We start from the raw sequence: 16,431 nt of genomic DNA, 5'->3' as shown, positions 1-16,431 counted from the left end.
TGTGGCCGCAAATCAGCTGTCGACGCCAAAGCGTTCTTCTGGTCTTAACGGGTTCCTACACCCCACCACTGAATTGTCAGTGACCACTAAAGACTATCCATGAAACCTACACTCCACCAGTTCATGGAAACCGTTACGTTTTGAAGGAAACTTCCGAAGACCTTGCCCAGAAAATTCGCAGCGGACCAACCCACTGGACCACAGCGCCCTCTGCAACCTGCCGTAAGGCACCAGCTCCAGTCCAGCAATGAATCGGGACTTGAAATACCTAGCGCACGCTTCAAGAAATGACGCCCCGGTCATGGGAAGCGCATCACTGTTAACGATGGGTAAGCCGACTCGGGATGAGTGACTTAACGCAAAGTACGTGGACAGAGAGGGAACTCAAGATGGCCGAGAAAATCAGGACATGTCTCACGACCAATACTGAAAAGGACCACAGATATTGGAGGGCCAATGCCTAATGCCGGTCAGTTAAGGAAATTGTAGGAGCGAGCTTGCTCCGGGCGGCGTTCCGACGATGGACTCAAGAGCGCCGCGTTTAATCAGTAAACACGCGTTATCGTTAACGACCATCGTCGGAACGCCGCCCGGAGCAAGCTCGCTCCTACAGGGGCCGCATTCGCTTAACTGACTGGCATTGGGGCCAATGCCTGTTTTTCGGACCAGGCTTGCAAAAAAGGCCCGCACTATAAAGTTGCGAGCCTTTTTTTTTAACTGTTACAGGAAGAATTCAACCCATCACAATCACTTGTTCAGGCGGAAATCTGCCTCGGCAGCCGCGAAGCGCGAAAGCATACCGGCAGTCGGCGCGCCCAGCTTGCTGACGATGTAGATCGCCAGGCTGGCGAAGATGAAGCCCGGGATGATCTCGTACAGGCCCAGCACCTCGAAGTGTTTCCACACGATCACGGTGATCGCGCCAACGAGGATACCGGCCAGTGCGCCGTTGCGGGTCATGTCTTTCCAGATCACGGAGATCAGGACGACAGGGCCGAACGCTGCACCGAAACCGGCCCAGGCGTAGCTGACCAGACCCAATACGCGGTTTTCCGGGTTGGAGGCCAACGCGATGGCGACCAGGGCAACCAGCAGCACCATGGCGCGACCGACCCAGACCAGTTCAACCTGGGAAGCGGTTTTGCGCAGGAAGGTTTTGTAGAAGTCTTCAGTCAGGGCGCTCGAGCACACCAGCAGCTGGCAGCTCAGGGTACTCATCACCGCCGCCAGAATGGCCGACAACAGCACACCGGCGATCCACGGGTTGAACAGGATTTTCGCCAGTTCGATGAACACACGCTCGTGGTTTTCGGTTACAGGACCGGCCAGGTCAGGGTGTGCGGAGAAGTAAGCGATACCAAAGAAGCCCACCGCCACGGTGCCGCCCAGGCACAGGATCATCCAGGTCATGGAGATGCGACGTGCCTTGGCAATCGACTTGACCGAATCCGCCGCCATGAAGCGCGCGAGGATGTGCGGCTGGCCGAAGTAGCCCAGGCCCCAACCCATCAGCGAGATGATGCCGATGAAGGTGGTGTTTTTCAGCATGTCGAAGTTGCTGGCATCTTGCGCTTCGATCGCCAGAAACGTGGTGTCGACGCCGCCGGTGGCCAGCAGCACGATGATCGGCGTCAGCAACAACGCGAAAATCATCAGCGTGGCTTGTACGGTGTCAGTCCAGCTCACGGCCAGGAAACCGCCGACGAAGGTGTAGGCAATCGTCGCTGCAGCGCCGGCCCACAGTGCCGTCTCGTAGGACATGCCGAAGGTGCTTTCGAACAGACGGGCACCGGCCACGATGCCGGAGGCGCAGTAGATGGTGAAGAACACCAGGATCACGACGGCGGAGATGATCCGCAGCAGGCCGCTTTTGTCTTCGAAACGGCTGGAGAAGTAATCCGGCAGGGTCAGTGCGTCGCCGTTGTGCTCGGTCTGCACACGCAGACGACCCGCAACGAACAGCCAGTTCAAGTAAGCACCGACGATCAGGCCGATGGCGATCCAGCTTTCGGAAAGACCGGACATGTAGATAGCGCCAGGCAGCCCCATCAACAACCAGCCGCTCATGTCGGAGGCGCCGGCGGACAATGCTGTCACGACACTGCCCAGGCTACGGCCGCCCAGAATGTAGTCAGAAAGGTTGTTGGTGGAGCGATAGGCCATGAAGCCGATCAGCACCATTGCTGCGATATAGATCACGAACGTGATCAGGGTTGGATTGCTTACGCTCATTTAAGTGATGCCCTGGCTTTGTTTTTATGTAGCGGCGGCTGGTGAACCGCTCGCAAACGATGGCGTTTGACAGACGATCCTGGATCCCGCGCATTTATGACTGATGTTTCCCCAGGAAAGCCATCAGCCGGCACACCTGACTTTCAGACCGGTTGCACCTTGGGCCCGAATGCTATTCAACAAAGCAAATAAGGTGCAACCAGTTTCTCGGGAATAAGTTGCACCTAGTCGGATTTATCGACAAAAGCCCTGTTTTTGCGCCCTTTTAGGGCAGTCAGAGCTCATTACCAGAAGTAAATGCACCAAGCAGAAACGATACGACCGTCGCGCAGTTTATTTCCTGACGAGCTGCGTAACATTCCGACAAAAAAAGGGTTGCACCCGGTTGCACCTCGCAAGCTGCGCAGCTAATCTTGCCGCCAGCTGATGCCACGCGGTCGTGGCAAACATGAGGATAAAAATATGGCTACCACCACCCTTGGGGTCAAACTTGACGACCCGACCCGCGAGCGCCTCAAGGCCGCCGCGACCTCGATTGACCGCACGCCGCACTGGCTGATCAAGCAGGCAATTTTCAATTACCTGGAAAAACTCGAGGGTGGTGCAACCCTGACCGAGCTGAACGGTTTGACCAAGGATTCCGACGAAGCCGTCGACGTGCCGCTGGATCACGCCCACCAGTGCTTCCTTGAATTTGCCGAAAGCATTCTGCCGCAATCGGTGCTGCGCGCTTCGATCACTGCCGCCTACCGTCGCCCGGAACCCGAAGTGGTGCCGATGCTGATCGAACAGGCTCGCCTGCCGGCTGCGATGTGCGACGCCACCAACAAACTCGCCGCCTCGATTGCCGAGAAACTGCGCAATCAGAAGAGCGCAGGCGGCCGTGCCGGTATTGTCCAGGGTTTGTTGCAGGAATTTTCCCTGTCGTCCCAGGAAGGCGTGGCCCTGATGTGCCTGGCCGAAGCGCTGCTGCGTATCCCGGACAAAGGCACCCGCGACGCACTGATTCGCGACAAGATCAGCACCGGCAACTGGCATCCGCACCTGGGCAACAGCCCGTCGCTGTTCGTCAACGCCGCCACCTGGGGCCTGCTGCTGACCGGCAAACTGGTGGCCACCCACAACGAAGCCGGCCTGACTTCGTCCCTGAGCCGCATCATCGGCAAGAGCGGCGAGCCGATGATCCGCAAGGGCGTCGACATGGCCATGCGCCTGATGGGCGAGCAGTTCGTCACCGGCGAAACCATTGCCGAAGCCCTGGCCAACGCCAGCAAGTTCGAAACCAAGGGCTTCCGCTACTCCTACGACATGCTCGGTGAAGCTGCACTGACCGAACATGACGCCCAGAAATACCTGGCCTCGTACGAACAAGCCATCCATTCGATCGGCAAAGCGTCCCACGGTCGCGGGATTTATGAAGGCCCGGGCATTTCCATCAAGCTCTCGGCCCTGCACCCGCGTTACAGCCGTGCGCAGTACGAGCGCGTGATGGAGGAGCTGTACCCGCGCCTGCTGTCGCTGACTCTGCTGGCCAAGCAATACGATATCGGCCTGAACATCGACGCCGAAGAGGCCGACCGCCTCGAGCTGTCGCTGGATCTGCTCGAGCGCCTGTGCTTCGAACCGCAACTGACCGGCTGGAACGGCATCGGCTTCGTGATCCAGGCTTATCAAAAGCGTTGCCCGTATGTGATCGACTACGTGATCGACCTGGCTCGCCGCAGCCGTCATCGCCTGATGATCCGCCTGGTGAAAGGCGCGTACTGGGACAGCGAAATCAAGCGCGCCCAGGTCGAAGGCCTGGAAGGCTATCCGGTCTACACCCGCAAGGTGTACACCGACGTGTCCTACATCGCCTGCGCCCGCAAACTGCTGTCGGTACCGGAAGTCATCTACCCGCAGTTCGCCACGCACAACGCCCACACCCTGTCGGCCATTTACCACATCGCCGGTCAGAACTATTACCCGGGCCAGTACGAGTTCCAGTGCCTGCACGGCATGGGCGAACCGCTGTACGAACAGGTTGTAGGCAAAGTTTCCGAAGGCAAGCTGAACCGTCCGTGCCGCGTGTACGCACCGGTCGGCACCCACGAAACCCTGCTGGCGTACCTGGTGCGTCGCCTGCTGGAAAACGGCGCGAACACCTCGTTCGTCAACCGTATCGCCGACCAGTCCATTTCGATTCAGGAGCTGGTGGCCGATCCAGTGGCCAGCATCGAGCAGATGGCGACGCTGGAAGGCGGCTTCGGCCTGCCGCACCCGCGCATCCCGCTGCCCCGCGACCTGTATGGTGCCGAGCGCGCCAACTCCAGCGGCATCGACATGGCCAACGAACATCGTCTGGCTTCCCTGTCGTGCGCCTTGCTGGCCACCGCTCATAACCACTGGAAAGCCGCGCCGATGCTCGGTTGCGCCTCCAGCACTGAAACCCCTGCGCCCGTCTTGAACCCGTCCGATCTGCGCGACGTGGTTGGCCATGTCCAGGAAGCCACCGTCGACGACGTCGACAACGCGATCCAGTGCGCCTTGAATGCTGCGCCGATCTGGCAGGCCACCCCGCCCGCCGAACGCGCCGCGATCCTGGAACGTGCCGCCGATTTGATGGAAGGCGAGATCCAGCCACTGATGGGCCTGCTGGCTCGCGAAGCCGGCAAGACCTTCGCCAACGCCATCGCCGAAGTGCGTGAAGCCGTGGACTTCCTGCGTTATTACGCGGTGCAGGCGCGCAACGATTTCAGCAACGACGCCCACCGCCCATTGGGTCCGGTCGTCTGCATCAGCCCATGGAACTTCCCGCTGGCGATTTTCAGTGGGCAAGTGGCTGCTGCTTTGGCTGCCGGTAATCCGGTACTGGCCAAGCCTGCGGAACAAACCCCGCTGGTCGCCGCTCAAGCCGTGCGCTTGATGCTCGAAGCCGGAATTCCGCAAGGCGTGTTGCAACTGCTGCCGGGCCGTGGCGAAACCGTTGGCGCCCGCCTGGTCGGTGACGATCGGGTCAAAGGCGTGATGTTCACCGGGTCCACCGAAGTCGCTCGCTTGCTGCAACGCAACGTCGCGGGCCGTCTGGACGCCCAGGGTCGCCCAATCCCGCTGATCGCCGAAACCGGTGGCCAGAACGCGATGATCGTCGACTCCTCCGCACTGACCGAACAGGTCGTGATCGACGTTGTATCGTCGGCCTTCGACAGCGCCGGCCAACGTTGCTCGGCGCTGCGGGTCCTGTGCCTGCAGGAAGATTCTGCCGACCGCGTCATCGAAATGCTCAAGGGCGCCATGGCTGAATGCCGTCTCGGTAACCCGGAGCGCTTATCCGTGGACATCGGCCCGGTGATCGACGCCGAAGCCAAGGCGGGTATCGACAAGCACATCCAGGGCATGCGCGACAAAGGTCGCAGCGTGTACCAGGTGGCCATCGCCAATACCGAAGAAGTCAAACGCGGCACCTTCGTGATGCCAACTCTGATCGAACTGGAAAGCTTCGACGAGCTGCAACGGGAGATCTTCGGTCCGGTGCTGCACGTGGTTCGCTACAAGCGCAAAGACATCGACCAGCTGATCGCTCAGATCAACGCTTCCGGCTATGGCCTGACGCTGGGTGTGCACACCCGTATCGACGAGACCATCGCCAAGGTGATCGACAACGTCAACGCCGGTAACGTCTATGTGAACCGCAACATCGTGGGTGCCGTGGTTGGCGTGCAACCGTTCGGCGGCGAAGGTCTGTCGGGCACTGGCCCGAAAGCCGGTGGTCCGCTGTACCTGTACCGCCTGCTGTCCACGCGTCCTGCCGATGCGATCGAACAATCCTTCGCTCGCGGTGACGCTATCACGGCACCGGATGTTCGTCTGCGCGATGCCATGAGCAAACCGCTGACGGCCCTGAAGGCCTGGGCGGATAAACACACGTTCGCCGACCTGAGCACCCTGTGCGTGCAGTTCGCAGCGCAATCGCAAAGCGGGATCACGCGTGTCCTGGCAGGCCCGACCGGCGAACGCAACAGCTACGCCATCCTGCCGCGTGAACACGTGCTGTGCCTGGCGGACGTCGAAGGCGATCTGCTGACCCAACTCGCAGCGGTATTGGCGGTAGGCGGTTCGGCAGTGTGGCCGGAAGCGGAATTGACCAAGGCAGTGTTCGCCCGTCTGCCAAAGGACGTTCAGGCACGCATCAAGCTGGTTGCCGACTGGAACAAGGATGAAGTGGTGTTTGATGCGGTTCTGCATCATGGACATTCCGATCAGCTGCGTGCGGTGTGCCAGCAAGTGGCCAAGCGTGCCGGGGCGATTGTCGGGGTTCATGGTCTGTCGCAAGGCGAAACCAGCATTGCGCTGGAGCGCCTGGTGATCGAGCGGGCGCTGAGCGTTAACACGGCTGCGGCGGGTGGTAATGCGAGCTTGATGACCATCGGCTAAATCGCTTCAAAACCAGGCGTCCGCAATGGACGCCTGGAATGCAAAACCCTTGTGGGAGCGGGCTTGCTCGCGAATGCGGAGTGTCAGTCGACATCAACATTGACTGTTACACCGCATTCGCGAGCAAGCCCGCTCCCACATTTGATCAGCGGTGCTCGGACTGCACCATCACGCTCATCAATCATCCTGTTCACCCCGTCCTCTCCACGCCTAGACTCGGTTCATTCCAAAAAAAGGTAGGCCGCCATGTCCGAGACGCTGCTCAGTTCCCGCAATCTGGCTTTCGAGCTGTATGAAGTCCTCGATGCCGAGGGCCTGACCCAGCGCGAGCGTTTCGCCGAGCACAATCGCCAGACGTTCGACGCCGCCCTCGGCACCGCTCGCAGCATCGCCGAAAAATTCTTCGCCCCGCACAACCGCAAGGGCGATGAAAACGAGCCGCGCTACGAAGACGGTCAGGCGATTCTGATTCCGGAAGTGAAGCCGGCAGTGGATGCTTTCCTCGAAGCCGGCTTCCTCAATGCGGCGCGCAGTTTCGATGCGGGCGGCATGCAGCTCCCTACCCTGCTGTCCCAGGCCTGTTTCGCACACTTTCAATCGGCCAACGCGGCGTCGACCTCATACCCGTTTTTGACCATGGGCGCGGCCAACCTGATTGAAAGTTTCGGCACCGATGAGCAGAAGCAGCGCTTCCTGCAGCCGATGATCGATGGACGCTTCTTTGGCACCATGGCCCTGACCGAACCGCATGCCGGTTCGTCGTTGTCGGATATTCGCACCCGCGCAGAGCCGGCGTCCGACGGCACGTATCGACTCAAGGGCAACAAGATCTTCATCTCCGGCGGCGATCACCCGTTGTCGGAAAACATCGTGCACATGGTCCTGGCCAAGTTGCCGGAGGCACCGGCCGGCGTGAAGGGAATCTCGCTGTTTATCGTGCCCAAGTTTCTGGTCAACGATGACGGCAGCCAGGGCAAACGCAACGACGTGCTACTGGCGGGGCTGTTCCACAAGATGGGCTGGCGCGGCACGACCTCTACCGCGCTGAACTTCGGCGACAACGGCGAGTGTGTCGGCTACCTGGTGGGCAAGCCGCACCACGGTTTGAGCTACATGTTCCAGATGATGAACGAGGCGCGGATTGGCGTCGGCATGGGCGCGGTAATGCTAGGTTACGCCGGTTACCTGTACTCGCTGGAATACGCCCGCGAACGTCCGCAAGGTCGCGTCCCGGACAGCAAAGACCCGAACACTGCGCCGGTGGCGATCATTGCGCATGCTGACGTCAAGCGCATGTTGCTGACCCAGAAAGCCTACGTGGAAGGCTCGTTTGACCTGGGTCTGTACGCCGCACGGCTGTTCGATGACACCACAACCCTCGAGACCGAAACCGAGCGCAAACAAGCCCATGAGCTGCTGGATTTGCTGACGCCGATTGTCAAATCCTGGCCATCGGAGTTTTGCTTGAAGGCTAACGAACTGGCGATCCAGATTCTTGGCGGTCACGGTTACACCCGTGAATATCCGGTGGAGCAGTATTACCGCGACAACCGCCTGAATCCGATCCACGAGGGCACTCACGGCATTCAGTCGCTGGATTTGCTGGGACGCAAACTGGCGCAGAACGGCGGCGCGGGGCTCAAGCAACTGATCCGCCTGATCGCCGACACTGCCGAGCGGGCACAGGCGCATGGGTCGCTGACCAGGTTGCGCGAGCCCTTGGAGCAACTGGTGGCGCGCCTGCAAACGGTGACCATCGGCCTGCTGACGGATCTGGGGCAAGGCAAGGTCAACAGCAGCCTGGCGAACTCGGCGCTGTACTTGAAAGTGTTCGGGCATGCGGTGATTGGCTGGCGCTGGCTGGAGCAGGCGATTCGCGCCGAGGAAGGGCTGGCCAAAGGCAATGCGGCAGATGTGAACTTCTATAAAGGCAAGCTGCAAGCGGCACGGTATTTCCTGACGTGGGAAGTACCGGGTTGCCACCATGAGCTGGCGATTCTTGAGGCTCGGGATGATGTGTGTCTGGCGATGCAGGATGAGTGGTTCTGACTGAAGACTTATTGTGCTGCTGAAATCCATTCGCGAGCAAGCCCGCTCCCACAGTGGTCCGCGTTCGACCAGACAGCGCGGTTAAATGTGGGAGCGGCGGTGCGGCGATCCGACTTGCTCGCGAAGAGGCCCGTAAAGACGACTCATCAGCTCAACTTGAACCCACCCATCTGCCGCGCCAGATGATCCGCCAACTGCTGCAACGTCTGACAACCCTCACGGCAAGCTCTGACTTCCCATCAATCCTAAAATCAGGCCTGATTGATCGTCTTGGAGATCACTTCAACCGTGGCGCTGACTTGCTCTTGGTAACGGTCGAGTTCCTGGCGGTGCTTTTTGCGCATTTCGATCTGCTGAGAGCACAGATTCATCGCGGCCAGTACCAACAAGCGGTCACCGATCAGTGTCGGGTATTTGTTTTTAGTGTCGGCCAGGGCGGCCTTCAACATCAGCGCGGCGTCCAGCAGGGTTTGCTCTTCCCCGGCCGGCGCCCTGATCGAATAGTCCTCCCCCAGGATCGAGACGACTTTTACCCCTGCGGTGCCGTGATTCATGCGCTGACAGGGCCGGCGCTGACACGCTCAACCAGGGCCTGGATGCGGGCCGTGGTGGCGCCTTGTTTCTCTTCCTGCTCCATCAGGCTCAATTGCAGGCTTTCGTTTTCGTCCTTGGCCTGGGCCAGTTCTGCGCTCAGGGTCTGGTTGGTGGCGAGCAGGGATTGGTTCTGTTGCACCAGATCGCTGACCAGTTGTTCCAATTGGCTTAGGGATGCTTCCAACATTTTTGATTTTCCAGGCATTTGAAAAGGGCGCGTACGATAAAGGAAAAGTCACTGCGGATGCCAGGGTTATCCCGGCGCAAGCCTTGATTTTGCTGGCGGACGACCTTCCTCGCGAACTGTAGAGACTCTGTTTGGCCCATCTGGTTCCTGCACTTCGTCGCCAGGACGGTTGTATGATAAAAAACGCCGGAACGCCTTGGGCCTCTACTGCCGAAAAGCTTTTTGACAGCATCACATTTCAACAGGTTAGAATCGCTGGCACGCAGACTGCATGGTCAGTTTGTGCCCGCCTTTCAGCTTTCTGGAGTACTGCCTTTGAATGCTACCACCATCAACAGCCTGTTCTTGATCGGCGCGTTGCTGGTAGGTGCGAGCATTCTGGTGAGTTCACTTTCCTCCCGCCTTGGCATTCCGATTCTGGTGATCATCCTGGCCGTGGGCATGGCCGCCGGTGTCGACGGCGGCGGTATTATTTTTGACAACTACCCGACAGCCTATCTGGTCGGCAACCTCGCACTGGCGGTCATTCTGCTCGACGGTGGCTTGCGAACCCGGGTCTCCAGTTTCCGCGTTGCGTTATGGCCCGCGCTGTCGCTGGCCACGGTCGGGGTGTTGATCACTACGGGGCTGACCGGCATGGCCGCCGCCTGGCTGTTCGACCTGAACCTGATTCAGGGCCTGCTGATCGGCGCCATCGTCGGTTCCACCGATGCTGCAGCGGTTTTCTCGCTGCTGGGTGGCAAAGGCCTGAACGAACGGGTGACCGCCAGTCTCGAGATCGAGTCCGGCAGCAACGACCCGATGGCGGTGTTCCTGACCGTGACCCTGATCGATATGCTCGCCAGCGGCGAGACCGGGCTGCACTGGAGCCTGCTCGGGCATCTGGTGCGCGAGTTCGGCATCGGCGCAGTGATCGGGCTGGGCGGCGGCTGGGTCATGTTGCAACTGGTCAACCGCATCAACCTGGCCGCCGGCCTCTATCCGATTTTGGTGATTGCCGGCGGCCTGGTTGTTTTCGCCCTGACCAACGCCCTGCACGGCAGCGGCTTCCTCGCGGTGTACCTGTGCGGCCTGGTGATCGGCAACCGCCCGGTGCGCAGCCGCCATGGCATCCTGCATATGCTCGACGGCATGGCCTGGCTGGCCCAGATCGGGATGTTCCTGGTGCTGGGCCTGCTGGTGACGCCCCACGACTTGTTGCCGATCGCCTTGCCCGCCCTGGGCCTGGCGCTGTGGATGATTCTGTTTGCCCGGCCGTTGTCGGTAGTGGTCGGTCTGTTGCCGTTCAAGGCGTTCCATGGCCGCGAAAAAGCGTTCATCTCCTGGGTAGGCTTGCGCGGCGCGGTCCCGATCATTCTGGCGGTGTTCCCGCTGATGGCGGGCCTGCCGAACGCCCAGCTTTACTTCAATCTCGCCTTCTTTATCGTGCTGGTGTCGCTGCTGGTGCAGGGCACGAGCCTGCCTTGGGTGGCGAAGCTTCTGAAGGTGACCGTTCCGCCGGAGCCCGCGCCGATCTCCCGGGCCGCCCTGGAAGTCCACGTCACCAGCGAGTGGGAACTGTTCGTTTATCGCCTCGGTGCCGAAAAATGGTGCATCGGCTCACCCCTTCGCGAACTGAAAATGCCCGAAGGTACCCGGATCGCGGCACTGTTTCGGGGGCAGCAACTGCTCCATCCGTCGGGTAGTACGGTGCTCGAAGTCGATGATTTGCTCTGTGTAATCGGCCATGAACACAACCTGTCGGCCCTCGGAAAACTCTTCAGTCAGGCGCCGCAACGGGGCCTCGATTTGCGCTTTTTCGGTGACTTCGTACTTGAAGGAGACGCCCAGCTGACTGCGGTTGCGGCGCTATATGGGTTGAAAGTCGAAGGCATCGATCCGGACATGACTCTGGCCAGCTTCATTGCCCATAAAGTGGGGGGTGCGCCAGTAGTCGGTGACCAGGTGGAGTGGAACAACACCATCTGGACCGTCGCGGTCATGGAAGGGAACAAGATCGGCAAAGTGGGCGTCAGATTCCCCGAAGGAAGTCGCCCAGGCCCGGGCTTGTTCCTCTAAACTCAATTCTTCGTCTTGTTTCGATCGGTCTCTATGTCAACCCTGCGCACCTTTTTCGTCATGGCCCTGCTGGGCTTGAGCCTTTCTGTCGGTACGCTGCAAGCGGCCGAGCCGCCGTCCAGCGACGCCGTGCAGGCAAACCTGGACAAGATCGCCGAGCGCAAACTGCCGGAAGCCGATCAAAAAGCCCTGCAGAGCACTCTGCAAAGCACGCTGACACAGCTCACCAGTAAGCGTGATTACGAACAGAAGCTGGTTGAGCTCAAGCAACAACTGGCCACCGCGCCAAAGCAGAACATCGAGAATCAGCGTGAACTGACTCGCCTCAAGGCCACCAGCGTGGTGCCGGTGGCGCAGCGCTACGCCAAAGAGTCGATTCAGCAGCTTGAGCAGTTGCTGACCGAGCGCTCGACCCAGCAAAGCGATCTGCAAAAAGCCCTGGCCAACGCCAACAGCCTGGTCATTACTGCCCAAACCCGCCCCGAGCGCGCCCAGGCGCAAATTTCCGCCAGCCAGACGCGCATCCAGCAGATCAACAACATCCTCAAGGCCGGCAAAGACAACGGCAAGACCCTGAGCGGCGAGCAACGCGACCAGCTCAATGCCGAACTCGCGGCGCTCAATGCCTTGATCCTCCTGCGTCGCCAGGAACTGGCCGGCAACAGTCAGCTGCAGGATCTGGGCAATAGCCAGCATGACTTGCTCTCGGAGAAATCCGACCGCCTGGAACGGGAAATCCAGGAGCTGCAAAACCTGATCAGCCAGAAACGCCTGGCCCAGTCCCAGGAGACGGTGACCCAGCAGTCCATCGAAGCACAGAAGTCCGGAGGCAGCGTTCTGCTGGCCACCGAAAGTGCGGCCAACCTGAAACTTTCGGACTACCTGCTCAAAAGCACCGACCGTCTCAACGAAGTCACCCAGCAGAACCTGCAGACCAAACAACAGCTGGACAACGTGACCCAGAGCGATTCAGCCCTGGATGAGCAAATCAACGTGCTCAAGGGCAGCCTGCTGCTCTCCAAGATTCTCTACAAGCAGAAACAGGGCCTGCCGCACCTCAAGGTCGACCGCGACCTGGCCGACCAGATCGCCGACATCCGCCTGTACCAGTTCGAAGTCAGCCAGCAACGGGAACTGCTCAGCAACCCGGCGACGTACGTCGATAATCTGCTGGCGGCCCAGCCGCCCGAGCAAGTCACCCCGCAGCTGCGCAAGAGCCTGATGGAACTGGCCACCACCCGCGCCGACCTGCTGGAGCGGCTGAACCGCGAACTGAGCGCGGTGCTCAATGAATCCATCACGCTGCAACTCAATCAAAAGCAACTGCTCAGCACTGCGCAAAGTCTCAGGGCCACGCTGGATGAGCAGATGTTCTGGATTGCCAGCAACAAGCCGCTTGATCCTGAATGGATCCGCGCCGTGCCGGAGCGCCTGCAACGACAAGTGACCACACTGCCGTGGTCTTCGAGCCTGAGTGAATTGACCGACGGCCTGACCCAGCGACCGCTGTTGTTCCTGCCGCTGGCGCTGCTGATCGGCGCCCTGCTGTGGCGGCGCACGAGCTTGTACGCCAAGCTGAACAAGGTTCACCAGGACATTGGCCACTTCAAGCGCGACAGCCAGTGGCACACGCCTCAAGCGATCCTGATCAATATTTTGCTGGCAATGCCGGTCGCCCTGGGCCTGGCCTTGTGCGGCCTGGCCTTGCAGATCGACGCTCGCGGGCAGAACGCCAACATGGGCGCGGCGCTGCTGCAGATGGCCCAGGCCTGGCTGGTGTTCTACACCGCCTACCGGATCCTCGCACCCGGCGGCGTGGCCGAATTGCATTTCCGTTGGGAAAAGCCCCAGGTCGAATTCCTCCAGGGCTGGATTCGCCGGCTCGGGCTGGTGGTAATGGCCTTGGTCGCGGTGGTGGCCGTCGCCGAGCTGCAACCGGCGGGGCTGGCCGACGACGTGCTCGGCATGCCGGTGGTGCTCACCTGCTACGCCTTGATGGCCTGGCTGCTCAGCCGCTTGTTGACCAGCAGCCCGACCCATCAGAACGCGTCACTGTTCCGCAAGGCCGTGGCCGTCCTGTTCACCGCCCTGCCGGTCGCCTTGTTCGTGGCGGTGTGCTTCGGCTACTACTACACCGCACTGAAACTCAGCGACCGATTGATCAATACCCTTTACCTGCTGATGTTCTGGCTGGTCATCGAAGCCACGTTCGTACGCGGTCTCAGCGTTGCAGCCCGACGCCTGGCTTATCAGCGCGCGCTGGCCAAACGCCAGGCCGCCAAGGAAGCGGGCGACGGCGAAGTGGTGATCGAAGAACCGACCCTGGACATCGAGAAGGTCAACGAACAGTCCCTGCGCCTGATCCGCCTGGCGTTGCTTGGCGGGTTCATGGCAGCGCTGTACTGGGTCTGGTCCGACCTGATCTCGGTGTTCTCGTACCTGGACAACATCACCCTCTACGAATACACCAGCGGCACCGGCGCCAACATGAGCATGGTGCCGATCAGCATCGGCGACATGCTCGGCGCGTTGATCATCATCGGCATCACCTTTGCGCTTGCACGCAACCTGCCGGGTTTGCTGGAAGTGTTTGTGCTGTCGAAGCTGAACCTGGCCCAGGGCAGTGCCTATGCCACAACGACGTTGTTGTCGTACGTGATCGCCGGTATCGGTTTCGTCTCGACCCTGTCCACCCTCGGCGTGAGTTGGGACAAGTTGCAATGGCTGGTGGCAGCGCTCTCGGTGGGCCTGGGTTTCGGCATGCAGGAGATCTTCGCCAACTTCATCTCCGGGATCATGATCCTGTTCGAACGCCCGGTGCGGATCGGCGACACGATCACCATCGGCAACCTGTCGGGAACGGTAAGCAAGATTCGCATCCGCGCCACGACCATCACCGACTTCGACCGCAAGGACATCATCGTCCCGAACAAGACGTTCATTACCGGGCAACTGATCAACTGGTCCCTGACCGACACCATCACCCGGGTGACCCTCAAGCTCGGTGTCGACTACGGTTCGGACCTCGACCTGGTCAAGGAACTGCTGCTCAAGGCTGCCCGGGAAAACCCGCGGGTACTCAAAGAGCCTGAACCCCAGGTGTATTTCCTGAACTTCGGTGAAAGCACCCTCGACCACGAGCTGCGCATGCATGTGCGCGACCTCGGTGACCGCAACCCGGTGCTCGACGAGGTCAACCGCTTCATCAACCGCGAATTCAAGAAGCAGCACATCAACATTTCGTTCCGGCAGATGGAGGTTTACCTCAAGAACATCCAGGGTCAGGAATACAAGATGGTGCCAATCGAGCCGGAAGCCAAGACCATCGTGCCCAAGGCGGATGTTCAAGTGCCTCAAGTGCCGCCAGCCGCCAAGCTCGACTAACCGGCCTGTCCCCAGCAGAATGCTCGGACATTCTGCTGGAGATGGCCCTTGAAAGCCCTCGACGAACTGACCTTCGATAACCGTTTCGCCCGCCTGGGCGATACGTTTTCCGTCCATGTGCTGCCCGAGCCCATCGATAATCCGCGCCTGGTGGTCGCCAGCCCCGCCGCCATGGCCCTGCTCGACCTCGACCCGGCCGAGGCCGAAACCCCGGAGTTCGCCGAGCTGTTCAGCGGCCACAAGCTCTGGGCCGATGCGGTTCCAAGGGCAATGGTCTATTCCGGTCATCAGTTCGGTTCCTACAACCCCCAGTTGGGCGACGGTCGCGGCTTGTTGCTGGGTGAGGTGTACAACGAAGCCGGCGAGCATTGGGACCTGCACCTCAAGGGCGCGGGCCAGACGCCTTTTTCGCGCATGGGCGATGGCCGCGCGGTGCTGCGCTCATCGATCCGCGAGTTTCTCGCCTCCGAAGCGCTGCATGCCCTGAACATCCCGACTACCCGCGCGCTGTGCGTGATCGGCTCCGACACCCCGGTCTGGCGCGAGACGCAGGAACGCGCGGCCATGGTCCTGCGCATGGCCCCCAGCCATGTGCGCTTCGGGCATTTCGAATATTTCTACTACACCAAACGCCCCGAGAAGCAAAAAGAACTCGGCGACCACCTGCTGGCCATGCATTTCCCGCAATGCCTGGAACAACCGGAACCGTACCTGGCGATGTTCCGCGAAATCGTCGAGCGCAACGCCGAACTGATCGCCAAGTGGCAAGCCTATGGCTTCTGTCACGGGGTGATGAACACCGACAACATGTCGATCCTGGGCATAACCTTCGACTATGGCCCGTTTGCCTTCCTCGACGACTTCGACGCCCACTTCATCTGCAACCACTCCGATGACCAGGGCCGTTATTCCTTCAGCAACCAGGTGCCGATCGGCCAGTGGAACCTCAGCGCCCTGGCCCAGACCCTGACGCCCTTCATCAGCGTCGAGGCCCTGCGCGAAACCCTCGGCCTGTACTTCCCGCTGTACCAGGCCCACTACCTGGACCTGATGCGCCGACGTCTGGGCTTCACCACCGCCGAGGAAGATGACCAGAAATTGCTGGAGCACCTGCTGCAACTGATGCAGAACAGCGGCGTCGATTACAGCTTGTTCTTCCGCCGCCTGGGGGATGAATCACCTGAGCAGGCGCTCGCCCGATTGCGCGATGACTTCGTCGACATCAAGGGCTTTGATGGCTGGGGTGAACGCTACGTCGCGCGAGTCGCCCGTGATGGCGAAGTCGATCAGCAACAGCGCCGCAAACGGATGCATGCGGTCAACCCCATCTACATCCTGCGCAATTACCTGGCGCAGAAAGCCATCGATGCAGCGCAAAGTGGCGACTACTCGGAAGTTCGTCGACTGCATGCGGTGCTGAGCAATCCATTTGAGGAGCAGCCGGGAATGCAGGGTTACGCCGAGCGGCCGCCGGAATGGGGCAAGCATCTGGAGATCAGTTGCTCGTCGTGAGG

8 protein-coding genes are annotated in these 16,431 nt (G+C 60.3%); 5 read left to right on the top strand and 3 right to left on the bottom strand.

Features of this window, described 5'->3' with window-relative positions:
- Window positions 1–747: 747 nt before the first annotated feature.
- A complete protein-coding gene (putP, locus tag F8N80_RS02315) occupies window positions 748–2,232 on the bottom strand; it encodes a sodium/proline symporter PutP (protein WP_150783147.1) in 1,485 nt (494 codons plus the stop codon).
- 462 nt (window positions 2,233–2,694) lie between these two features.
- Between putP and putA the strand changes: the two genes are divergently transcribed.
- Entirely contained in the window at window positions 2,695–6,645 is a 3,951-nt protein-coding gene (gene putA, locus F8N80_RS02310; RefSeq protein ID WP_150783146.1) for a trifunctional transcriptional regulator/proline dehydrogenase/L-glutamate gamma-semialdehyde dehydrogenase, read from the top strand.
- Window positions 6,646–6,891: 246 nt separating this feature from the next.
- Window positions 6,892–8,694: an acyl-CoA dehydrogenase gene (locus F8N80_RS02300; RefSeq protein ID WP_150783145.1), complete on the top strand. Its 1,803-nt coding sequence runs from the start codon at window positions 6,892–6,894 to the stop codon at window positions 8,692–8,694.
- A gap of 251 nt (window positions 8,695–8,945) precedes the next feature.
- Here F8N80_RS02300 and F8N80_RS02295 read toward each other — a convergent pair whose 3' ends face one another.
- Both F8N80_RS02295 and F8N80_RS02290 read right to left on the bottom strand, forming a co-directional pair.
- A complete protein-coding gene (locus F8N80_RS02295) occupies window positions 8,946–9,248 on the bottom strand; it encodes a cell division protein ZapA (protein WP_150748110.1) in 303 nt (100 codons plus the stop codon).
- Window positions 9,245–9,475 carry a hypothetical protein gene (locus F8N80_RS02290; RefSeq protein ID WP_150748111.1) on the bottom strand — a complete coding sequence of 77 codons (231 nt, stop codon included), beginning with the start codon at window positions 9,473–9,475 and terminating at the stop codon, window positions 9,245–9,247. The genes F8N80_RS02295 and F8N80_RS02290 overlap by 4 nt, the downstream gene beginning before the upstream one ends.
- A 315-nt stretch (window positions 9,476–9,790) precedes the next feature.
- Here F8N80_RS02290 and F8N80_RS02285 point away from each other — a divergent pair, with 315 nt between their 5' ends.
- The 3 genes from F8N80_RS02285 to selO are packed head-to-tail and all read left to right on the top strand — an operon-like array spanning window position 9,791 to window position 16,429.
- On the top strand, window positions 9,791–11,533 hold the full coding sequence (locus F8N80_RS02285) for a potassium/proton antiporter (protein ID WP_150748112.1): 1,743 nt from the start codon (window positions 9,791–9,793) through the stop codon (window positions 11,531–11,533).
- 33 nt (window positions 11,534–11,566) lie between these two features.
- On the top strand, window positions 11,567–14,917 hold the full coding sequence (gene mscK, locus F8N80_RS02280; RefSeq protein ID WP_150783144.1) for a mechanosensitive channel MscK: 3,351 nt from the start codon (window positions 11,567–11,569) through the stop codon (window positions 14,915–14,917).
- Window positions 14,918–14,965: 48 nt separating this feature from the next.
- On the top strand, window positions 14,966–16,429 hold the full coding sequence (gene selO / locus F8N80_RS02275) for a protein adenylyltransferase SelO (protein WP_150783143.1): 1,464 nt from the start codon (window positions 14,966–14,968) through the stop codon (window positions 16,427–16,429).
- Window positions 16,430–16,431: the final 2 nt, after the last annotated feature.

Origin of the sequence: Pseudomonas fluorescens, assembly GCF_902497995.1 — a bacterium.
Lineage (GTDB): Bacteria > Pseudomonadota > Gammaproteobacteria > Pseudomonadales > Pseudomonadaceae > Aquipseudomonas > Aquipseudomonas fluorescens_BK.
The sequence above is the reverse complement of the archived record's forward strand: the minus strand, read 5'-3'. Positions and strand labels throughout refer to the sequence as shown.

Excerpts from the sequence above, each read along its gene's own strand:
- F8N80_RS02295 (WP_150748110.1), bottom strand. The coding sequence starts at position 9,248 with ATGAATCACGGCACCGCAGGGGTAAAAGTCGTCTCGATCCTGGGGGAG.
- mscK (WP_150783144.1), top strand. The coding sequence starts at position 11,567 with ATGTCAACCCTGCGCACCTTTTTCGTCATGGCCCTGCTGGGCTTGAGC.
- putA (WP_150783146.1), top strand. The coding sequence starts at position 2,695 with ATGGCTACCACCACCCTTGGGGTCAAACTTGACGACCCGACCCGCGAG.
- F8N80_RS02290 (WP_150748111.1), bottom strand. The coding sequence starts at position 9,475 with ATGTTGGAAGCATCCCTAAGCCAATTGGAACAACTGGTCAGCGATCTG.
- F8N80_RS02300 (WP_150783145.1), top strand. The coding sequence starts at position 6,892 with ATGTCCGAGACGCTGCTCAGTTCCCGCAATCTGGCTTTCGAGCTGTAT.
- putP (WP_150783147.1), bottom strand. The coding sequence starts at position 2,232 with ATGAGCGTAAGCAATCCAACCCTGATCACGTTCGTGATCTATATCGCA.